The following is a 21,467-nucleotide window of genomic DNA, read 5'->3' as shown; positions in this document are numbered from 1 at the left end:
GCATATTTAATTGAGGCCCAAGGACTTCTTGGGCCTTTTTTTTTAGGAAGTAGGAATGTTTGAATACGATAAAATCTTAAAGAGTCTTTTAAATCCAAATCTTAATAAGCAACAGCTTGCAAAACTCATTGGAACTCAATCAACACAATTTACAAGCGAGCGTACCAAGCTTAAGAATAATTATTCTGATGAAGATTTAATCAGTGCTTATACATCATTTTATTTTCCTACAAATGCTCTAAAGCTTGAGTTCTTAGTTGAGCATTTAAGTGAGCAGATGAAGGCCGAAATATCTAAAACTCATATCTTAGATATTGGAACAGGGCCTGGAACTTATGCCTTTGCGGCCAGTGAGTTATTTTCAGATGCTCTTTCATTTACGGGAGTTGATGAATCGAAGCTTATGATTGATCAGGCCAATAAGCTGAATGATGAGTATTTTCAAAATTCTAAAATTGGTTTTTCGCAGACTCTTCCAAATGTTGATGATGAGCCAAGAACTCTTATCTTTGGAAACTCTATTAATGAGATGGGAATGCCTGCGGCCTTTAAAATCATTAAACGTTATAACCCTAAGTTCATTATCTGTATTGAACCAGGAACAAAGGATGTTTTTAAGGACTTGCTTGCTCTTCGAAAGAAACTTCTACTTATTGATTATAAGATTCAATATCCTTGCATGGGACAGGGGACTTGCCCTCTTGAAGGAATCGATGACTGGTGCCACCAATCAATTAAAACATCATTAGATTTTGAACTAGAATCTCTATCACAAGTCGCAAAACTAGACCGTAAGGTTATGCCTGCAACCATTCACTTCTATGCACTTGAGCATGTTGAAGATAAGGCCGGACAAGCGAGAATTATCCGTCTCAAAAAGAATGTTAAGCATGCATTTCTTTGGGATGTTTGTGATGAAAATAATAAGTCTGTTACTTTGGAAGTTCCAAAGAAGCTTTTTAAAAAGAAAGTCGTCAAGCAACTAGAAGAAATCTCTTCAGGAATAAGTGTACGCTATACGATCGATAAAGAATTAGAAAACTCTACAGTACGAGTGAAGACGATTGAAGTTGAAGGGATTGAGTAAGGGAGCACTTTGCTCCCTTTAGTATTTTTTTATTAGATATACGATTTAATGCGTAGTGTTCAGAAAGTAGATATAAATAGCTATTCTAGTCTTTTGATATTTTTAAAATCTTTATTGTAGACATATATCTTTTCATTGTTCAGGTAAAATACATGACTTGGAGGGGTTTTAAGATTTTCTTCTTTAATTTTTGCTGCAATACCTGAGACTTCTATATTATTGACCCAGGGAAGAAAAAGACCTACTCCATATATAGCGGCCCAACCGTAATGGGAGTCACAATTTGGAGAGGAACTCATATATTCATCTTTTTTCCAACGCACATTGATGACAGCGTTACCACCCTTTGATTTGGCATTTGCTGCTAATTGAGCTAAAGCTGTTTCGGCCAATTTGTTACAGCTGGTAAGTATTGATCCCGACTGTTCTGCAAAAACTGGACCGATTTCCAGATACTTCATATTTCCTGAAATTGAAGATGAATACAAATTGTAGCGTGAATAATCTAAGTCTCTTACGACACTGCTTGAACAAGATACAAGTGTTAATATACCAAGTATTGTCAGTAGTTTCATAACCTCTCCCTTTTTATAAACTTTTCATTGTTAAGATTATCGGTCTTTATATGGCCATGATTTATAATAAAATAATACTTAAGATATTTATCAACTTCGAAGTATATCTTCCTGATATTAATGGAATTATCAACGTTGTAGTTGGAATAATATTAGAGGTGAAAAGGTTATATCTTGCGTCTCTGTAGAAAAGAATGCTTTTTGGAGATAGTCATTATTTAGACTTTAACTCTTTGACTTCGTAGATAATTTTTTCTTTATCCATTTTGAAGTGTGGCATCGTTAAAACTTTAGAGAGAACATCTTTAGCTAGTTTTCTCATCTCTTTCGTTTCGAGAATGGCCATAAGTCGATTTACTTCTTCTTCAGTGTAATTGGCCTTTATACGCTTTTTGATTTCTTCTTTGATATCAACGAAGCTTGTATTGTCATCAATAATCTTTTCGAGTTTCTTATTATCTAAACTCTTGGCAGACTTTTCTATCAATTGTCTTTTAACAAAATCCGCACGTTCTTTTGAGTCGTTGATTAAGTATTGTTCTTTGATAAGAATGTCGGCGATATAATTGATCTTATTATCAAGGTTTGCCAATGCCGAATTTGATAGTAGAAAAAATGAGAGAAATAAAATCTTACGCATAGAAGTCCTGTCTTTATATTTTTAAATTTTAACATGGAATAAATTTTTAACCATAAGTGTAACCAAAGTTTTTTTGTAGATGATTCCTTAAGCTTTGTTACGCAATCACTCAATTTTATATTATCTCCATTCTGATATGTTCAATGATATCAGTATGTTACAAATTTTTCTTCTCATTTTTTTATTTAGTCACGCCGAATAGTATTTGAGTGATTAACTAAGACAAAGGAGAGAGGGCCTTGAAGAAAATTATCATGTTACTTTTTATGCTAGCTACTATGACTAGTTGTGTGTCTGAGGATGATTTAGATTCTGTTTTTGGCCACTGTCCTTCAAGTGAAGATATTTCGGGACCAGGTTATTCAGTTGATTTAACATCCGGCCAGAGAGTAGCGCAAGAGTTATGGATGAATGGGATAGTTGGGGCAACTATTTATATGGATCGAATTCGACTTTTTATGTCTTCTGAAAACTTAACTTCAGTTACAGTAAGTGTTTATAGAGACCTTGAGGAAGCACATTTACATACTCCTGATGATGGAACACTTGTAGGAACTGCTACTTTGACTAGTGGCCTGGGAAGTGCCGATCCAGCAACGGAGCATGATCTCTACTTTTCTTCTCCCGTCCCTTTTCAAGTTGGAAAGACTTATTACCTTGTTGTTGATACTGCAGGAGGTGACTTTTCGATGTCTATTACTTCTCCTGGATATTTATCTTATACAGGGGTTAGAGTCTATAACGGATCAAGTTGGAATACTCCGTACGGTTATGACACAAATATCTCATTTGATACGTACTACTCAAATTGTACAGGTATCTAAAAAAAAAGCCTCGCATTGCGAGGCTTCTTTTATATTCGAAAAATTTAATTCGATAATTACTTTTTCTTACCAAGTGAAGCGTAAGAAGTACCAAATTTCTTTCTGAACTTGTCAATACGACCTTCAGTATCAAGAACTTTAGTTTTACCAGTATAGAATGGGTGAGAAAGGCTTGAGATATCAAGCTTTACGTATGGGTAAGTTTTCCCATCAAACTCTTCTTCTGAATCAGCTTTGATTGTTGATTTTACTACAAATTTAGTGTCTGCAGAGATGTCATGGAAAAGAACTTCTCTGTACTCTGGGTGAATACCTTTTTTCATTTTAAACCTCGTTATCTTTTGCATTGCTTGGTACAATGCTGATTTAGTATTAATTAGAGATTTGAGCAATTTCGCCCATATAGGACCATTTGTCAAGATCTAATGTAGTGCTTCCAGTACTTCCTAGTGAGCACTACAAGAACCACAGCCTCCGCCAGACTTGTCGGTAGGATCATTGAATTGCCAATGTCCATATTTTTCATTGATAAAGTCAATAGCGCTCTTTAAAGAGCTGAAATCTCGTTGGAATACTTCCATGTCTTCACCGTCAACAACGGTAACTGAATAGAGGATAAGCTCTTTGATTTGCCCATCTACCTCCTGGACATCTCCTGTCATGCCAATGAATGACTTAAAGTGCTCGCTATTGAAGTGAGCGAAGTTCCAGTTCTTTAGATTTACAAGATTTTGTGTTTCCATGCTGTATTTTTAGCAGTTGGCCCTTGCCATGACAATGTATTTCTAGTAAGTTTCTAACCTACGAATTGTAATTTGTATCAATTAGAGAAAACAATTTTAAGGTTTTATATATTTTAGGAGGCAGTTATGGCAAAGGGGCCAAGAGTTATCATTACACTTGAGTGTACAGAAGCGAGAAAGAATGGACAAACTCCATCTCGTTACACAACGACTAAGAACAAAAAGACTCATCCAGAGAGACTTGAAGTTAAGAAGTACAATCCTTTCTTAAGAAAGCATACACTTCACAAAGAAATTAAGTAATTTGATTTTTCAAATCTACATATAAAAAAGCCTCGCATTGCGAGGCTTTTTTTTGCCTATTTTTCAAATTTACATATAAAAAAAGCCTCGCAATGCGAGGCTTTTTTTTATCTATTATTCAAACTGACATTCGTATTCAGCTGTTTCTATCGACTTCTTTGAAAAGAATTTCTTTTTAAAGACATGGACCTTCATTGAAGAAGGGTTATCAAGATTGAAGTCAACTTCTGTTGTGTAACCACGGCTAGGGTCTTTATATGAGAGATATGTATCTCCATTATCTTCAACTTCTACTTTGGCCTTTTCAAACATTTTTCCGTTCTCAAGAATCGTTGGGATAATATTTAGCCCTTCGTAATTCTTTTCTGTATTCCAAAATGAAACTTTAAATGTCGTAGTCTTATAGTCAGTAAAATGTTCCTTAATGATTCCAAAACAAGCGACTTCACCAAGTAGCATATTCTCTTCAAGAACATAAGACTTTGCTTTCACGCGATTACACTTAATAACATTCGTAATTTCGTTCTTTGGCCAACTTGGGTCAAAGATGGCCTCATCGGCACAAAAATTTGCAAAAACAGAAGATGTTAGAGTCAGTAAAATTATTGCTTTCATATACGTATCCTTTTTCTTAAAGAGTTTTCTTTAAGTATTTTAAAACTTGATATTGTGAAGGCGCTTTAACTGCCTTGCGCTTTCTATTGTCGTTACGATGTCCACCAGTCATTGTGTAGAAAATTGATCCATCACAAAGAGCACCGGTTTCATTTAGCATCACAAGCTCGTTAATAATTTCTTCTGTCGATACATCAACACCTTTCTTTGCAAGCTTTGTTTGCAATTGTGCTGCTTGTTTTTGTTGAGATTCTGCACTGTTGAAGAACTGAACATAGCCTTTAAGTTTTTTCTGCTGTGATGTTAGCGCCAATCCAACGAGTGGGAGAGCAAAGTATGCAGGAAATGCTGGAACTCCAATCATGTATAGACCAATTGCTGTTACCGCATGGTAGGCCGACGTATTCTTTCTAAGTGATTTAACTAGCTTGTTATTATTGTATGCAGTGATATCTGCTTGATATTGCTCAGAGCAACTTGATGCTACTACTGTAGAGCAGATCGTTGCAACAACTAGTGCTTTAGTGATGATTTTTTTCATCAGGTCTCTCCTTCATTTTTCTGTTTGAAGGCTTATAGCAGTTTTCGATATTAAATAAAAATAAGTTGAAATAATTACAAAAAAAGGCCTCCATATGGAAGCCTATATCATATCTATTTTTCAATAACTTCGTGGCAAAAGACATCTCTGCTGTCGATATGGCGACAATCTGGAACTTTGCTCTTGCAATGCTCGACTGCAAGAGGACAGCGAGTATGGAAGTTACACCCTGTAGGTGGATCTAGAGGAGAGGGAAGTTCTACATTCTTTAGTGGAGGAAATGTTTTAATCACTTCATTTTCAACAGCATGAGCTGACTTTAAAAGTGTTTTTGTATATGGATGCTGAGGAGTATTGAAAATAACCTTACTCTTTCCATATTCACAAACCTTTCCAAGATACATGACGAGAACCTTATCTGCGATATAGCGAACGACAGAGAGGTCGTGTGAAATAAAAATATAAGTGAGGTTAAACTCTTCTTGAAGTTCTTTTAATAGATTTAAAACTTGTGCCTGAACCGAAACATCAAGGGCCGATACTGGCTCATCGAGAATTAAAACTTTTGGTTTTAAGATAAGTGCTCTTGCAATACCAATTCTTTGGCGCTGGCCCCCACTGAACATATGTGGGTACTTATGAGCATGTGCTCGACGAAGGCCTACTGTTTCCATTAATTCACAAGCACGCTCGAAAGCTTCTTTCTTTGTTACTTTTTCATTAATAAGAAGTGGATCTGCAATAATCTCCCATGCCTTCTTTCTTGGATTTAGTGATTCAAGAGGGTTTTGAAAAACCATTTGAATGGATTTATATAATTCTTTTGATGAAAGAGTTGAGAAGTCTTTTCCTCCAATTGTAATACTTCCATCTGTCAGTTGCTCAAGTGCCATCAGACATTTTGCAAGAGTCGACTTACCACAACCAGATTCACCAACAATTCCAAGAGTTGTTCTTTCTTGAAGAGTAAAACTTAGCCCATCAATGGCCTTAACGAATTTATCTCCAACTGGATAATACTTTTTTAAATCATTTACTGTAATTGTATCGATCATATTTATACCTAATTCTTAATTTAATGGATGAATACAACGAAGAGAGCGATCGTCGTGGATCACAAGCTTCGGTAGTATTTCACATTGCTCTGTCGCATATTCACAACGCTTTCTGAATTGGCAACCTGTAGGGCGATCTCCTAAGTCTGGAACCATTCCTTTAATTGAGTAAAGAGGAGCGTTGATATCATTCGTAAATGATGGAATTGACTTTAGAAGCCCTGATGTATACGGATGGCGAGGAGAGTTGATCACGGCCATTGTAGGGCCTCTTTCAATTACTTCTCCTGCATACATTACCTGTAAATTTTGCGTAAAGTCCTTAACAACTGCAAGGTCATGAGAGATGAAGATAACTGCCATGCCAGTTTCTTTTTGGATCTCATCTAAGAGTTCCAAGATTTGCTGTTGAACAGTTACATCAAGGGCCGTCGTAGGCTCATCAGCAATTAAAAGCTTTGGGCTTGAGGCGATGGCCATGGCAATCATTACTCTTTGGGCCATCCCCCCCGAAAGCTCATGTGGGTAGGCCTTCATACGCTCTTTTGGCGCAGGAATTCCTACTTGAATGAGTAGTCTTTCGACGCGATTCTTACGTTCTTGTTTAGAAAGGCGTGGCTCATGGATGAGGAGGACTTCTTCAATTTGGTTCTCAACTGTATAGCATGGGTTGAGGCTACTCATGGCATCTTGGAAAATCATACTGATGTCACCACCACGAATTTGTTGCCATGATTTTTCGTTAAGATTTTGCAGGTCAACTCCATTGAAACTCAGCTCATCAGCTGTTACAACGGCGTTATCATCAAGAAGGCCCATGATGGCCATATTAGTAATACTCTTACCGCAACCAGATTCTCCAACTATTCCTAGTGTCTCACTTGCTTCAACTTCAAATGAAACATTGCGAACGGCGTGGATGAGTCCTTTTTTGGTTTTAAATTGTATATTTAAGTTTTTTACTTTTAATAAGCTCATATATTATTTCTTTATCGTTTAAGTTTAGGGTCGAGAGCGTCTCTTAGTCCGTCTCCAAAAAGATTAAGTCCAAGAACTACTGCAAGAATACAAAGACCTGGAAGAGTCACTAGCCAAGGAGCACTTTGAATATAAGGTCTTGCATCACTTAGCATGATTCCCCATTCAGGAGTCGGTGCCTGGACACCAAGTCCTAGAAAGCCTAGTGCCGCAGTAGAGAGAATTCCTTCTGACAGTCCAAGTGTTACTTGAACAATTAATGTCGCCATACAATTTGGTAAAATCTCTTTGAGCATGATGCGAATAGGAGAGGCTCCAAATGTTTTTGCTGCTTGTACGTACTGAAGGTTTTTAATCTCTAAAACATTTGCACGAATAAGACGTGTAAATGAAGGAATACTCACAAGAGCAACTGCAAAGACTGCATTCATAAGTCCTGGACCGATAACAGATACAACAATGATGGCAAGTAAGATACTTGGGTAGGCCATGAGGATATCGATGAACCTCATGATAACAGCATCTGTTTTACCTCCAAAATATCCCGCAATAAGGCCAAGCATTGTACCTACTAATGTTGAGATTAGAACAATTGAGATACCAACAAAGAGAGAGATTTGAGCACCATAGATAAGACGACTTAGAACATCACGTCCTAGATCATCAGTTCCTAAGATGAACTGAAATGATCCACCTTCTGCCCAAAAAGGAGGAAGGCGTAGCTGACCTGGAAAGATCTCACTTGCTCCATGTGGTGCAATTAAAGGTGCAAGCAGTGCGATAATAATAAAACCTAAAACAAGAGCTAGACCAAAGACTGCTCCTTTATTGTCACTGAAGTGATCAATAAACTCTTTAAGAATTTGGATATTTGTTACATTTGAATTTTGAGTATTTTGCGCTTCCATTATTTAGAACCTGAAATTTTTGGATTAACAATTGAGTAGATAATATCCACACACATATTGATGAAAATAACCATCAGAGCAATAAAGAGGATTCCGCCTTGTATTACAGGATAGTCTCGAGCGTGGATACTTGCGACTAACCAGCGGCCAATACCTGGCCAAGAAAAGATTGTCTCAGTTAGGATGGCACCAGTGATGATACTTCCAAAAAGTAGACCTATGACTGTTACAATTGGAATGAGGGCATTACGTACAGCATGCTTCCAAACGATCTTTTGATAGCTTTGGCCCTTGGCCTTGGCCGTTTGGATATAAGGTGCTTTTAAAACTTCAAGAACACTTGATCTCGTCATACGAGATATAACGGCAAGGGGAATTGTCCCCATGGCAATAGTCGGAAGAATAAGGTGTTTAATAGCTGATGTAAAAGGCGCAAACCCATCAAAAGAAATTACCTCAGGGTTTAATGTGTCGATCAACATTAAACCTGTAACTCTAGGGACGTCAAAGAGAACATCCATTCTTCCCGATACTGGTGTGATTCCCATATTAACGGAGAAGATAATAATGAGAATTAATCCCCACCAAAAAATTGGCATTGAATAGCCAACGAGTGAAGTTCCCATTAGAAGATAGTCCATGAAGGAGTTACGCTTTAAAGCGGCATAAACACCTGCTGGTATTCCAATTAGGATGGCAAAGATCATGGCACAAATTCCAAGCTCTAAAGTCGCAGGAAAACGTGAGAAGAATTCATTGATAACAGTTTGTTTCGTTACAATGGAGATTCCAAAATCACCAGTGAAGATATTTTTCATATAGATGAAGTATTGCTCCAAGATTGGACGATCAAGTCCTAGGGTTTTTTGCATGGCCGCATAGACCTTTGGGTCGGCCCCACGTTCTCCTAGTAAAAGTAGAACAGGGTCTCCAGGGACTAAGCGAACAACTATAAAGGAAAATAAGCTAATCCCAATGAGTGTTGGGATTAGCTGTAAAAAGCGTTTTTTTAAGAATTTTTTCATATATTAATCTAAATTACTCTAGTGAAACTTTATCGAAAATATCATTTCCTAACGGGTGAATCTTATATCCCTTCACATTACTTCTCATTGCACGGTGTACAGTTGAGTGGAATAAAGTGATCCAAGGAACTTCTTTTTTGAATACTTCTTGGGCCTTCATATAGTGGGCCGCTCTCTCTTTCTTATCACTTAGGCGCTTGGCCGCAATAACCTCGCGGTCATAATCTTTATTACACCAGTTAGCATAATTTGAGCCGGCCTTCGCGCCTTCACAACTAAGAAGCATATATAGGAAATTATCAGGGTCTCCATTATCACCAGTCCAACCCATTTGTAGCATTGCATGTTCACCTGCGTGGGCCTTCTTTAGGTAAGTTGGCCAATCGTAAGTAACCAGCTCAACTTTGATGCCAATCTTAGCAAGGTCTTCTTGCATAAGTTCACCCATCTTCTTTCCATTTGGATTATATGGACGTGAAACAGGTAGCGTCCAAAGAGTTGTGCTAAAGCCGTCTGGAAGTCCTGCTTTCTTTAACTCTTCTTTGGCCATCTCAATATTGTAGTCATAATCTTTGATGTTGTTATTATATCCCCAAATTGTTGGTGGCATTGGGTTCTTAGCAACTGTTGCATAACCAAGATAGATTGGCTCAATATATGTTTTTCGATTAAGTGCATAGTTAATGGCACGTCTTACGTGAATATTATCAAATGGCTTCTTTTGTGTGTTTAGAGCAAGATAACCAACATTTAGCCCTGGCCCTGAAAGAACAGTAATGTCCTTATTTGCATCAAGTGCAGCAATATCGGTTGGCGCAGGTTGAGTTGCAAGGTGACATTCTCCGGCCACAAGTTTTTGCGTTCTAACTGAGGCATCTGGTGTGATTGAAAAAACCATTCGCTTAATTTTTGGAACACCATTAAAGTATTCTTCATTAGCAACGTAGCGAATCATCGTATCTTTCTGGTAAGACTTAAAAATAAATGGTCCCGTCCCAACTGGTTTTCGATCCAGAACTTCTGGAGTTTGTGCGGCCAACATTTTTTCACCATATTCACGAGATAAAATACTAGTGAAGGCCATGGCAAAGTTTGCAAGTAGGGGAGCCTCAGGGTGGTGTAATGAAATCTGAACTTGATACTTATCTGTTTGCTCTATACTTTTAATAATATTACTCATTCCCATTCCATCCCAATACTCGTAGATCCCTCCACTTACTTTGTGGTATGGGTGATCTTTCTTGAACATGCGATTAAATGACCAAACGATATCACTCGCATCGAGATTACGAGTTGGCTTGAACTCTTTTGTTGTGTGAAATTTTATATCTTTCCTAATGTTGAAAGTATAAGTTAGCTGATCATCAGAAATCGTCCAGCTCTCAGCAATTGAGGGAATGATATTCGTCGATCCTGTTTCAAATTTAACAAGTCGATTATAAAGAGGGTAGACTGCAGCATTATGTGATGGGCCATCTGTTAAGAACTGTGGGTTAAAGCCAGAAGGAGAGCCCTCTGAACAATAAACAAAAGTTGATTTATTGGCACCGCTCTTTCCTGAACATGAGACAACGAGTGTGGCCACCATTAATGTGGCCATTAAGCTTTTAAGCATTCTTCTCTCCCTTACTTAAAATAAATTAAATTAAATTTTGTTTAATCAAAATGATACGTAGCATTTAAGCTTCCGTAAACAATGCCTAGCGGCAATTTGATTAAATATAACTTCTTTTTACTAGATTATTGTGAGGAAAAAATAATAGAAGAACCCTCTACGCAATAGCAGAGGGTTCTTTATTATAAGTGGCCTTCATCAATTCCCTAATATTGAAGAAGGCCCTTATTTTAAATAAGGGCCAATTTATTAAAACTTAGCTTTTGTATTTAATGTGTGTGTTACAGACTTTAGCTCTTGCCCTGGAACTTTTGATACCAGTGGGAAGAATGTTAGTGTAACCTTAAGCTCACGTGCCTTTTCAAATGGCCCGAGAGGAAATTTCTTAATTTTTTCAAAACCATGCTTCTTTAGCTCTTCTTTGAATAGAATTTTTCCATTATCAAGTAGAGACTTATTGAAAGTTAGAAGATCAATTGTTTTCTTAAAGTGAATTTTCTTCTTTTCTTTATCGTAAACAACGATCTCTGCTCTAAGCTGATCCATTCCTTCTTTGAAGTTAGAAAGCTCTAATTCAAACTGACCCTTGATACCAACTTTTACGTTTTCTGGATTAACTAAAATTGGAGCCTTGGCCTCATCTAGATCAAAGAACTCTACTTTAAGTGTTGATTCATAATTGTAATCAGAAGATCTCGTGAAGTCTGATACTTGGACATTAACTTGAGTCGCTTCCTTATTTAAGTTTTGTACAAGAGTATCAAAGCTCTTTAGTTCATCACTAAACTTAAGTGTGAAGTTAGCATCGGCCTTATCAATTGCACCAAGGTATTGTACTTTTACTTTGTGAGTTACATTTTCCATTTCTTTGTAAGCAACTGTACGAGTCTTTGTACAAGAGTACGGCTCTGAACGGTACTTCGTTACATCACGACATACATATTTTTGGTAAGGAACATTGTCACATACATTTCGTCCTGGACGAGTGTGGCATCTTCTTACTGGTACATTACGACAAACACGATCTTGGTATGGAACTGAACGACAAATTTCGCGTCCTGGCTTTGTTTCACACACGCGACGGCTATCACGTTGACGACATTCTTGTCTTCCGTTTACTGTGCGGCAAACTCTTTGCCCAGGAACGGTACGACACTCTTGTCTTGAAGGTCCTCGTGTACATTCACGACGATATTTTGTTTCATAACGACATTGGTAATCGTAATCTGTTTCACAGATTTGACGGCTTGGTTCCCAACGACATTCTCTACGGTAGTCTGTTTCATATCCACACTCTGTTTCTTGGTATGGAATTTGGCGATAACATGTCCCTTCGTATGGCTCTTCTTTGTACTTAGTAACTTCAACTTCCTTAGCTAGTACTTGTACATCATTATCACCACCATTGAATGAGAAGTTTAATTGATGATCGCTTGCATTCGCAGCGAGAGTGTAACATGCGAGCATAAGCCCGATTAGAATTTTTGACATTTCTCCCCCTTAAAAAATAACAGTTGAGAGTTTTTATCGAGTTTTAAGTGAAATTGAAAAAATTAGGGTGGTAAATTTTAAATTAACCGCAAGATGTAAGATATTTTGAGAAAAATGACAGTTATTTAGTGTGGATATTTATGGGCGAAACGATTTTTGGTAAGAAAATGGCCCCAGGTTGGGGCCAATATTTTAAATCTTAGTTTAAATTAAGTGGAGTGTACTCAAGGTTTAGATCTTCAGCAACTTGCTTGTACACAAGTTTACCTTTGTAGATATTAATCCCTTTCTTGAATGCATCGTCCATCATCGCTGACTCTTCAACACCGTATTTTGCAATCATACGAGCATACTTAAGAGTTACGTTTGTTAGAGCATAAGTTGATGTTTGAGCAACAGCTCCCGGCATATTTGCAACACAGTAGTGAACAACACCATCAACTAGGAAAGTTGGATTTTGGTGAGTTGTTGGCTTACAAGTCTCAATACATCCACCTTGGTCAACAGCAATATCAACAACTACTGAACCTTTTTCCATTTTAGAGATCATCTCTCTTGTTACAAGCTTTGGCGCCTTTGCTCCTGGAACAAGAACTGCACCAATAACAAGATCTGACTCTTGTACTGCTTTTTCAATATTGTCGATATTAGAGAATAGAGTAGTGATTCTGTTATCAAATAGATCATCAAGTTCAGCAAGACGCTTAGTTGATAGATCGATTGCAGTAACATCTGCACCCATACCCATTGCCATTTTAATTGCGTTAGTTCCCGCTACACCACAACCGATAACAGTTACCTTTGCTCTTCTTGTACCAGGTACACCACCTAGAAGAACACCTTTTCCACCGTGGTCAATTTGTAGGTAAGCAGCACCAATTTGAGTTGCCATTCTTCCTGCAACTTCTGACATTGGAGTTAGAAGTGGAAGTGAACCATCTGCTGGTTGGATCGTTTCATATGCAATACAAGTTGATCCTGATTCCATTAGACCTTTAGTTTGTGGCTCATCTGCCGCAAGGTGAAGGTATGTGTAAAGAATATGGTGAGGTTTTAAAAGAGCGATTTCTCTTGCTTGAGGCTCTTTAACCTTGATGATCATTGTTGATTTTTCAAATACTTCTTCAAGTGATGGAAGAATCTTTGCACCAGCTTGAATATATGCTTCGTCAGAAATACCAATTCCAACACCAGCATTAGTTTCTACGTAAACTTCGTGACCATCGTGGATAAGTTGTCTTACACCACCTGGAACTAGACCTACGCGATTTTCGTTATTTTTAATTTCCTTAGGAACACCAATAATCATAAAAACTCCATTGAATTGAAGGCGTTAAAATACTCATAAAATTTATGAGGCAAATATAATTGTTTTCATTTGCTATTACAATATATTAAAGCTCGAATTTTAACCCGTCATAGGCAACTTTGACACTTCCATCTGGAAAGTGATGGTCACACTCTTTTTGCAAGCTGTCGTGATCCAGTTCATGGCCCATATGGGTAAGGTAGTTATGCTTAGCGCCTATTTTTCTGATGTACTCAAAACTTCGTTCCACGTAGAGGTGGGCCGGGTGTGGCTTGTGTCGCACACAGTCAATGATAAGTGAGTCCAATTCATATGAACGCAGTTTATCGATCTCTTTTTGTGGAATCTCATGACAGTCTGAAATAATGGCCAGCTTTCCAATAATGAGGCCAAGCGTTATGCCATTTCCATGTGGGAGGTTTATGAATTCACAATCTAAATCACAAATCTTACTTACTGTATTCGGTTCAATTTCGTTGAGCAAAAGCCTCGGACTTGAGCCGATATGGCCAGGGTTATTTCCAAAAATATAACCAAATCTTATATTGATTATATCGGCACTATTTTGATCAGTATAAAGGTTAATAGGGTGCTTAAATGTGAATGGCCTTATATCGTCAATGCCGTTCAAGTGGTCTGCATGGGCATGTGAAATAATCACCGCACTAATGTCCTTAACTCCTTCACGCAATAATTGCGTTCGAAGATCTGGCCCCGTATCAAAGAGAATTGTGGTATCATCATGTTGGATTAAAAATGATGTTCGTAAGCGTTTATTGTGTTTATTAGAGCTCGTGCAAACTGGACAGCTGCAGCCTAACATTGGAATACCTGTACTTGTTCCGGTTCCTAGGAACGTAACTAATAAATTCATAACTTTATATTGCCAAGAAAATCATAAGTTTTTAAGCTATTTATATTAACTTTTATTGGAGATTTGATGTTTAAAGCAATTAATTTATTTGCCTTTATTACTGCAGCTCTTATTCTAAACTCATCATGTTCATCAACTAATGAAGCTAAGCACTCTAGTGACACAGATCTAGGGTCACTTGAGCTTAATATTGATGTTCAAAAGCACACTTTAGATAATGGCCTGCGCTTACTACTTGTTCGCGACTCGAAATTACCGATTGCCTCAATTTACACATTCTATGATGTTGGCGGCCGTTATGAAAGAAAGGGCACAACTGGAGCAACTCACTTTCTTGAGCATATGATGTTTAAGAAGACGAAGAACTTTCCTGCAGAGTATTTCTCTGACTATATTGAAACATATGGTGGGAATTCAAATGCCTACACGACATTTGATAACACGGTTTACTACGAAAATATCGCAGCTCCAACTGTTGAAAAAATGATTGAGCTTGAAGCCGAAAGAATGGCAAACCTCATGCTTGAAGAAGTGCCTTTTGAAAAAGAAAGACAAGTTGTTCTTGAAGAAAGAAAGATGCGCTATGAAAATAGGCCAAGTGGAAAGATTCATCTTGCGATGATGAAAGCAATGTTTAAAGGTACTCCATATGGAGGCTCTGTTATAGGGGACGCAAAGGACGTAAAGGATTTGGACCGCAAGCAAATGCTTGAGTTCTACCATGATTTCTATGCTCCAAATAACGCCATTATGGTTATTGTTGGAGATATCAATCTTTCTTCAACACTTTCTAAAGTGAAAGAGACAATTGGAAATATTCCAATGAATAAGAATCTTGAAGCAAAGAAGGCAAAACTTGATGATGCTGGAAGATATAAGAGACAGGCAAAACTTCCTTATGTAAGAAGCCTTAAGGGACAATCTAAGAACCCAATGTTTAGACTAGCTTTTCCTGCAGTATCAGTTACTCATGAAGACTCATACGCTCTGGACTTCTTATCTGACATTTTAGGAACTGGTACAAGCTCTTACCTTGTTAAGAATTATGTTGTTTCTAAGTCACCAAGACTATCAAAAGTATATTCATATAATTATGGCCTAAAAAATGGTGGGATCTTTGTCATTGGAGGAGAGCTTCTTCCAAAGAAAGGGATCAAAGATACTCGTCGTCGATTACTTCGATCACTTAAGCAGTCTTGTTCTAAAGCGATCACTCCACGTACTGTTCAAAAAACTAAGAATATGCTTCTTAAGCAGTACTATGAAGCAATCTCGACAAATGATGGTTTAGCAAGCTTTCTAGGCTCATCAGAGTTCTTTAATGGTGACTATAAAGAATATAAGAAACAACTAAAGAGCTATAGTGAAATGACTGTTGATCAGGTGCGTGATGTTTGTCATCGTTACATTTCTGGTAACGATTATGTTTTCTTATCAATATGGGATCGTAACTAGAATGAAAGGATTAGTAGCTATGAATAAAATTTTAAAATCATTAATCATTGCATCCACATTCGTAAGTGTTGGTGCCAATGAGCTTGTCGATAAAATTGAAAAATTTAAGTGGGATAATATTGATGTCACTTATATTCAAGATGATAAATTTCCAACCTATAATGTCACTATTTTCTTTGCAGATGGTGCTATTAAAGATGGACGCACTAAAGGTGTGACTAAGATGATGTTTGATCTACTGGAGAGTGGGACAAATCGCTTTAGCTTAAATGAAATTGCGGATAACTTAGAGTTCTACGGTGTTTCAACTTCTTCAAATGTAACGCATGAGTTTTCAAGTTATTCTTATAGTGGACTTGTAAAAGATGTGGTTCCAACGACGAAGAAGATTTGTCATATCTTTAGGGATGCAGTTTATCCAAATCAAGAATTATCTAAAGCAAAGAAGTCTCTCATTGCTCAAAGACAAAACCTTGTTTCAAATCACGGTGAACTTGCTTCAACTGCATTTCGTGCAATAAGCCTTAAGGGAACTCCATATGTTTCAGATGTAAGAGGTAGGCTTGCTGATATTAAGCGTATTAAGAGAAGCTACCTTCAAAGTCGTCTAAAGTATTTTAGAGATGATGTGAAGAAGAAAGTTTATATCACAGGACCTCGCTCCCTTCTTAAAGTAAAAAATATTATTACTGACGAATGTGGCTTTAATGCGAAGGCCAACTTCATAAGAAGATTGGACACTGAGGTAAAAGAGATAAAGAAATTTAACCCTGAAAAACCACTTATCCACTTTGTTGAAGTCCCTAAGGCAAATCAAGCACAAGTGAGAGCAGGGGTTTATATTGCAAAGAAACAGGACCCTGGTTTTGAAAATCTTGAATTTATGTCGCAATACCTAGGTGGTGGATTCACATCGATTCTTGTTAAAGAATTAAGAACAAAAAGAGGTCTAACATATTCAGCATGGGCAACAGCTGGTATGCAAAAGGATTATGGACGCTCGATACTTTCAACTTTTACAAAGGAAGAAACAGTAGGGCAGATGGTTCAAGAAGTCGTGAAGATTTTAAAAGATAACTCTGAGGCCACAAATATCTCAATGGAAGAAATTGAAAAAGTTAGAAAGGCCGTTAAGGGTGGATTTGCCTTTCAATTTCAAAAGCCTTCAAGTTTTATGAGACAGCTTGTAAGTCTTGATAACTCTCAAGTTGATATCAAACGATTCCTTGAGTACACAAAGTCTGTTGATAAGATCTCACAAGAGGATGTTGCAAAGACTGTCTATGCAGCTTTTCCATATGATAAGGTTCAAATTGTCGTACTTGGTGACAAGTCCATGAAAAAGTCCCTAAGCAAGGTCGGAAAGATTAAAACTTATTCTTATAAGAATTTTCTCTAATCAATACTCTGGAACAACCAGAACATGGGTAGGGCCTGAAAGGCCTTGCCCAATTGTCCTAACCAAAGAATAATCACTAATATCAATCTCGACTAAGTGATTATATGAATAATCAGAAACAATAATATTACCACTATGTAATTGTGCAATACCTCTTGGATTTGCAAGATATGTTGTATTGCTATAGCTTGCTCCTGTTGCGCTTAGAGTACTGTCATATTCGACAACTTGGTCTGTAGTCCCACTCCAAATACCGACAATATCTCCATTATCTAACTCGATAGCAAAGTAGCCATCATTTGCTCCAGCAGGACTTCCCACACTATTTTGTTGAACTCCATCTTCGTCATAAGTTCTAATTTGATCGGATCCACGAGAGCTTATTAAAAAACCACCATCTGCTAGTGGCGCCATTCCTTGTCCAGTATTAATAATATTTGCAATAGGGAAGCCTGAAGTCTCTCTTTGATGGCCATCTCCTAGAGGAGTGAATACTTCGAGGGCGTTAGACTCAAGAACAGCGATATTTCCATTTACTAATTCTGTCACACCCCTAAGGGCACCGTTTAGGCCGGAGTGAACTATTACATCAGATACCTTTCCGGTATAAGCATTAATTCCCAGAACTCGGTCATTTCCATCTGTTGTAAAAAGAAGTTGATTATTTTCAGCTGACCAACCAAGCGCCAGCAGCAAGACACTATTGCCAGTTGCTTGATAAATTGTTCTTTTGAAAACCCCATCACTATCAAGTTGAACAATTGAATCAGCAGTATAATTCATCACAATGATATCTCCAGGTTCAAGATAGTTTCCACTAGGTGCTGGCAGGGGCTCAGCTTTAATGATTGACTCAACTTCCTTACAAGAACTAAGGCCAAGGATTAAGGTGATAAAAAATGTCAGGTGTATCATCTTTAACTTTCTCATGCCTAAAGAATCGGGCCAAGCCTAAAATAAAGTTAATTGGATGTTTAAATAGATAAGATTGAGAAAAAACTTCCGCTTATCTTGTTTCAGGAAAATTTATTTTCTTTTTGTTACAATAGGTTAGAGGTGTTTAATTGAGCTTAGCTAAATATTTAAAACTATTCACTTTACTTCTTCTATGCTTGCTTGGCCTAGCTGCACGGGCCGAGTTCTCATACCTAAAAATCGATGGAGTCTTTGGAATTGGAACCAACGACAAAATGGACCAATATGATACGGCAACTAGCGGTATCGGCTACAATCTTTCATATGGGGTAAGAAATCGAGTCATTGGAATTGAGACCTTCTACACAAGTGTGGAATTAAGTGGTGATATTAAGCATGGAGGAGCTGAGCGTGTGGCCATTCAATCTCTTAATATTTATGGTGTCGAACTTCACTTTTATCCGATCCCAAGGCTTGCGATAAGACTAGGTTACGCATTAACTTCTTTTAATGATTACCTTGAAAATAATTCTGATGAAAATATCTTTGCGGGGGCCGCAAATACTTATGGACTTAAAAGAAATACAATATTAGGTGGCCTTAGAGTAGGAGCGGCCTATGACTTTTTTCATATTGGAAGAAAGATACACTTTCAATCAAGCTATACTTACCAGGAAAATGGTGATGGCCATGAGAACTTAATCTCATTAGGAATTGTCTTTAAGTTCAACCGTGGGATTCTTGATCGTTTAATTCGCTAAATACTTATACAAAAAAATTACGACTCTAGTGTATGGCCTTGCATATTAACCTTTGCTCCCGGAGCAATATTAATATTCTTAGCAACAATTTGGCCTTTAACCGTTCCGGTAGGGAAGACCTTTACCTTTCCTTGTGCAGTAATATCACCACAAACAACACCGTAGATATTCAAGTCACCACAACGAATGCGTCCTTTAACATTTCCTTGTGGCTCAATTGTGAGTTGATGTTTTTCATCAATTTGAATATCGCCCTCGATTGTTGAACAAATATGTGAGGGGCCCGCTAGAACGATATCACCTTTTATAACTGAGCCAATACCAACAAATGTAAAATTCTGATCTCTTAAATCCATAATTGGCCCTTACTTAATCTCTTCTCTAAAAAGTTGTTGATGGACAATATCACCAAGACGATTAAAGATTAGTATTTTAAACATAACGGTTTTATTCTTTGGCATATCAAACTTAGCTGTTACAGGACGAAAGCGTGATGTCGCAAATGATTCACCCTTTGTGTAGTTAAGAGAGAAGTTTCTAATTGAATCCCCACCTTCAGGATAGTGAAAGTAGTTATTTCCATCAAATAAGAAGATATGGATATAACCTGAAACCTTATTATTATCTTTAGTTATATTGATAATATTAAAGTTTAGCTCGGCCTTATCATCTTTCTTTGTGACTTTTAAGTCTTCGATATTGATACTAGCTGGACTCGTTAGATCTTTCTGACCTTTAACAGGAGCAATAATATTAAGTGAACTAGCACTAACGGCACTAATTGTTTCATTAGCAAGACGGTTTGTTAGATCAAGATTAAGAGTTGTTAGCTCAGTATTCTTCTGGGCCAGAGTTGAGTTTTCGTCTCTTAAATTTTTGATAATAAGAGGTTCTTTGGCCTTAATAAGCTTTTCGATATTCTTCGTATAGAAATATGACCCAGCTAGGGCAAAGATCGAAAAAACTGTTAGGACAACTGGTACATAAAGAATTGCTTTATACTCGCGCGGAGAAAGCTGTAAGTATCTTGGTACTTTATTATTTTCATAAAGAATGAAAGACAAATTATTCTTTGCCTTCGAACTACTTGATGGTGTGGACATCCCGTTCCCTTTTAATTTTCGCTATATGGTCTCGTTAAAGTGAGATTCAATGTGAAAATTTGTTTTGGGTCTTGCGAAGTAAAGAACCTCTGTGAAGGTTCAAAACTTAAGTGCTCCCTCTCGTTTGTAATATCCATTGGAATACGTTGCCATCTTTCTGCTACAATTTTCCATTTGTAGTAAGCATCACGTTTTAAATAGAGCGTTTTCTTTCCAATGTCGTTAATTGTATTACTAGTGTAGTCTTGCTTAAACGTTACGACAACATAGTCATCAGCTTTTAAGACTGTAAGATCCTTTAGTTGAATTGATGGAGTCCCTGGGTTTGCAAATACGGCCCTTTTGTATTGTGCAAAAGAGTTATAGCGCCCACGGTTTGGATCAACAAAGTCTGTGCGCGAGTAGAAGCTTAAATAGTCTTTGATATTCTCTGTTGACCATGCTGTTAGCCAACCATTAACTGTATCGAGAACTTCATTCTTTTCTTTTAACCATGTTTCTTTGTTGAAGAACTTCAGGTTGTGAACAACAACAATATTAGTCTTATTAATTTCAATAAACTTTGAAATATCAATAAGGTTGATATTGTGTGCAACTAGACATCCTTTAGAATCAAGACCTTTATCAATTCTTGGTTCGTTATCTGTTGAGTGAAGCCAGATTCCGCCACCTGTTTTTCCCTGGGCCTTATCAATTGGGTTAGGGTAGTTAAGAACAAATGCTCCAACACCATATTGCGCACCAAGTTCTCCATGTCTCTTGATGAGGTCTTTGTGCTCAATAAATTGATTAAAATGGTAAACACCTTCTGGTGTTCTTCGATCACCTTGGTATGACTTATTTCCAACCTTCTGACCTGTGGCCATTTGATAAGTTTTAATTAAGCGTGGTAGGCCATCGTTATTTTCATATAGGTAGAGAGTGTGGGTTGATTTCTCTGCAACGATCACATGGTGAGCGAAGTAATCATTTAATAAAAGCAGATTTGATGGATAGAATTCCTGAGCGACACTACTCATAGAAAAAATAGTCGATGTAATAATAGTCGATAAAAATAATAGTTTTTTAATCATGAAAAGCCTTTATATTTGATAACTACCTAATATTGTAGAACATTTTTTTACCACTTCTCAAGTATTTATCCCCCAAAAAGTGAAATAACTTTCGACAAAATAACTTTACGAGTCGTAAATACTTAACTTTTTTCAAAAAAAGGCGAAAAGTAGAGGGTAAGGATTTAAGAAAAGGCCA

The 21,467-nt window shown here is 37.3% G+C and carries 24 protein-coding genes; 6 read left to right on the top strand and 18 right to left on the bottom strand.

Going from position 1 to position 21,467, the window contains the following annotated elements:
* Positions 1–55 precede the first annotated feature (55 nt).
* On the top strand, positions 56–1,087 hold the full coding sequence (locus tag ACRXC1_RS09695; protein WP_392909535.1) for a small ribosomal subunit Rsm22 family protein: 1,032 nt from the start codon (positions 56–58) through the stop codon (positions 1,085–1,087).
* Positions 1,088–1,167: 80 nt separating this feature from the next.
* Here the strand turns inward: ACRXC1_RS09695 and ACRXC1_RS09690 are convergent, their stop codons facing one another.
* Both ACRXC1_RS09690 and ACRXC1_RS09685 read right to left on the bottom strand, forming a co-directional pair.
* Entirely contained in the window at positions 1,168–1,662 is a 495-nt protein-coding gene (locus ACRXC1_RS09690) for a hypothetical protein (protein ID WP_433658355.1), read from the bottom strand.
* Between the two features lie 214 nt (positions 1,663–1,876).
* Positions 1,877–2,302: a hypothetical protein gene (locus tag ACRXC1_RS09685; protein WP_392860119.1), complete on the bottom strand. Its 426-nt coding sequence runs from the start codon at positions 2,300–2,302 to the stop codon at positions 1,877–1,879.
* A gap of 239 nt (positions 2,303–2,541) precedes the next feature.
* On the opposite strand from ACRXC1_RS09685, the gene ACRXC1_RS09680 reads away from it, so the two are divergent.
* Positions 2,542–3,126 carry a hypothetical protein gene (locus ACRXC1_RS09680; protein WP_433658353.1) on the top strand — a complete coding sequence of 195 codons (585 nt, stop codon included), beginning with the start codon at positions 2,542–2,544 and terminating at the stop codon, positions 3,124–3,126.
* A 56-nt stretch (positions 3,127–3,182) separates the two neighbouring features.
* Here the strand turns inward: ACRXC1_RS09680 and ACRXC1_RS09675 are convergent, their stop codons facing one another.
* Both ACRXC1_RS09675 and ACRXC1_RS09670 read right to left on the bottom strand, forming a co-directional pair.
* Positions 3,183–3,449, bottom strand: coding sequence for a type B 50S ribosomal protein L31 (locus tag ACRXC1_RS09675; RefSeq protein WP_392860122.1), 267 nt, complete (start codon positions 3,447–3,449; stop codon positions 3,183–3,185).
* A 123-nt stretch (positions 3,450–3,572) separates the two neighbouring features.
* The gene (locus ACRXC1_RS09670; protein ID WP_392860124.1) at positions 3,573–3,869 is read right to left on the bottom strand and encodes a hypothetical protein; all 297 of its coding nucleotides are present in this window, start codon (positions 3,867–3,869) and stop codon (positions 3,573–3,575) included.
* Positions 3,870–3,995: 126 nt separating this feature from the next.
* On the opposite strand from ACRXC1_RS09670, the gene rpmG reads away from it, so the two are divergent.
* Positions 3,996–4,172 carry a 50S ribosomal protein L33 gene (rpmG, locus tag ACRXC1_RS09665; RefSeq protein ID WP_021268365.1) on the top strand — a complete coding sequence of 59 codons (177 nt, stop codon included), beginning with the start codon at positions 3,996–3,998 and terminating at the stop codon, positions 4,170–4,172.
* A 114-nt stretch (positions 4,173–4,286) separates the two neighbouring features.
* Here the strand turns inward: rpmG and ACRXC1_RS09660 are convergent, their stop codons facing one another.
* The 10 genes from ACRXC1_RS09660 to ACRXC1_RS09615 form a co-directional block, all read right to left on the bottom strand.
* Positions 4,287–4,787 (bottom strand): hypothetical protein, encoded by a 501-nt coding sequence (locus tag ACRXC1_RS09660; RefSeq protein WP_433658350.1) that lies wholly within the window; start codon positions 4,785–4,787, stop codon positions 4,287–4,289.
* 16 nt (positions 4,788–4,803) lie between these two features.
* Complete coding sequence (locus ACRXC1_RS09655; RefSeq protein ID WP_433658348.1) at positions 4,804–5,328, bottom strand: hypothetical protein; 525 nt, start codon at positions 5,326–5,328, stop codon at positions 4,804–4,806.
* Positions 5,329–5,441: 113 nt separating this feature from the next.
* Positions 5,442–6,383, bottom strand: coding sequence for an ABC transporter ATP-binding protein (locus ACRXC1_RS09650; RefSeq protein ID WP_392912494.1), 942 nt, complete (start codon positions 6,381–6,383; stop codon positions 5,442–5,444).
* Between the two features lie 15 nt (positions 6,384–6,398).
* Positions 6,399–7,361 (bottom strand): ABC transporter ATP-binding protein, encoded by a 963-nt coding sequence (locus tag ACRXC1_RS09645; protein ID WP_433658346.1) that lies wholly within the window; start codon positions 7,359–7,361, stop codon positions 6,399–6,401.
* 11 nt (positions 7,362–7,372) lie between these two features.
* On the bottom strand, positions 7,373–8,269 hold the full coding sequence (locus ACRXC1_RS09640; RefSeq protein WP_392860132.1) for an ABC transporter permease: 897 nt from the start codon (positions 8,267–8,269) through the stop codon (positions 7,373–7,375).
* Complete coding sequence (locus ACRXC1_RS09635; protein ID WP_433658344.1) at positions 8,269–9,294, bottom strand: ABC transporter permease; 1,026 nt, start codon at positions 9,292–9,294, stop codon at positions 8,269–8,271. Before ACRXC1_RS09635 ends, ACRXC1_RS09640 begins: the two co-directional genes overlap by 1 nt.
* Before the next feature lie 13 nt (positions 9,295–9,307).
* On the bottom strand, positions 9,308–10,909 hold the full coding sequence (locus tag ACRXC1_RS09630) for an ABC transporter substrate-binding protein (protein ID WP_433658342.1): 1,602 nt from the start codon (positions 10,907–10,909) through the stop codon (positions 9,308–9,310).
* A gap of 249 nt (positions 10,910–11,158) precedes the next feature.
* Positions 11,159–12,400 carry a hypothetical protein gene (locus ACRXC1_RS09625; RefSeq protein ID WP_433658340.1) on the bottom strand — a complete coding sequence of 414 codons (1,242 nt, stop codon included), beginning with the start codon at positions 12,398–12,400 and terminating at the stop codon, positions 11,159–11,161.
* A gap of 199 nt (positions 12,401–12,599) precedes the next feature.
* The gene (gene ald, locus ACRXC1_RS09620) at positions 12,600–13,709 is read right to left on the bottom strand and encodes an alanine dehydrogenase (protein ID WP_392860138.1); all 1,110 of its coding nucleotides are present in this window, start codon (positions 13,707–13,709) and stop codon (positions 12,600–12,602) included.
* An 85-nt stretch (positions 13,710–13,794) separates the two neighbouring features.
* Positions 13,795–14,583: an MBL fold metallo-hydrolase gene (locus ACRXC1_RS09615; protein WP_433658337.1), complete on the bottom strand. Its 789-nt coding sequence runs from the start codon at positions 14,581–14,583 to the stop codon at positions 13,795–13,797.
* Between the two features lie 66 nt (positions 14,584–14,649).
* Here ACRXC1_RS09615 and ACRXC1_RS09610 point away from each other — a divergent pair, with 66 nt between their 5' ends.
* Together ACRXC1_RS09610 and ACRXC1_RS09605 are read left to right on the top strand one after the other, a co-directional pair.
* Entirely contained in the window at positions 14,650–16,038 is a 1,389-nt protein-coding gene (locus ACRXC1_RS09610) for a M16 family metallopeptidase (RefSeq protein ID WP_433658335.1), read from the top strand.
* 19 nt (positions 16,039–16,057) lie between these two features.
* Positions 16,058–17,437 carry a M16 family metallopeptidase gene (locus tag ACRXC1_RS09605; RefSeq protein ID WP_433658333.1) on the top strand — a complete coding sequence of 460 codons (1,380 nt, stop codon included), beginning with the start codon at positions 16,058–16,060 and terminating at the stop codon, positions 17,435–17,437.
* Here ACRXC1_RS09605 and ACRXC1_RS09600 read toward each other — a convergent pair whose 3' ends face one another.
* Complete coding sequence (locus tag ACRXC1_RS09600; RefSeq protein ID WP_392912512.1) at positions 17,438–18,367, bottom strand: hypothetical protein; 930 nt, start codon at positions 18,365–18,367, stop codon at positions 17,438–17,440. It abuts the gene before it with no gap.
* A gap of 134 nt (positions 18,368–18,501) precedes the next feature.
* Here ACRXC1_RS09600 and ACRXC1_RS09595 point away from each other — a divergent pair, with 134 nt between their 5' ends.
* Positions 18,502–19,113, top strand: a complete 612-nt coding sequence (locus tag ACRXC1_RS09595; RefSeq protein WP_433658331.1) for a hypothetical protein — start codon at positions 18,502–18,504, stop codon at positions 19,111–19,113.
* A 17-nt stretch (positions 19,114–19,130) separates the two neighbouring features.
* Here ACRXC1_RS09595 and ACRXC1_RS09590 read toward each other — a convergent pair whose 3' ends face one another.
* From ACRXC1_RS09590 to ACRXC1_RS09580, 3 genes are read right to left on the bottom strand one after another with little or no spacing between them, the layout of a single operon-like run.
* Entirely contained in the window at positions 19,131–19,469 is a 339-nt protein-coding gene (locus ACRXC1_RS09590; RefSeq protein WP_021268087.1) for a bactofilin family protein, read from the bottom strand.
* Positions 19,470–19,478: 9 nt separating this feature from the next.
* Positions 19,479–20,216 (bottom strand): hypothetical protein, encoded by a 738-nt coding sequence (locus tag ACRXC1_RS09585; RefSeq protein ID WP_392860146.1) that lies wholly within the window; start codon positions 20,214–20,216, stop codon positions 19,479–19,481.
* 11 nt (positions 20,217–20,227) lie between these two features.
* A complete protein-coding gene (locus ACRXC1_RS09580) occupies positions 20,228–21,289 on the bottom strand; it encodes a L,D-transpeptidase family protein (protein WP_433658328.1) in 1,062 nt (353 codons plus the stop codon).
* Positions 21,290–21,467 lie beyond the last annotated feature (178 nt).

Source organism: Halobacteriovorax sp. GFR8 (genome assembly GCF_050955245.1).
In the GTDB taxonomy this organism is placed as follows: domain Bacteria; phylum Bdellovibrionota; class Bacteriovoracia; order Bacteriovoracales; family Bacteriovoracaceae; genus Halobacteriovorax_A.
Note: the sequence above shows the minus strand (reverse complement) of the source record. Positions and strands in the feature narration are given on the sequence as shown.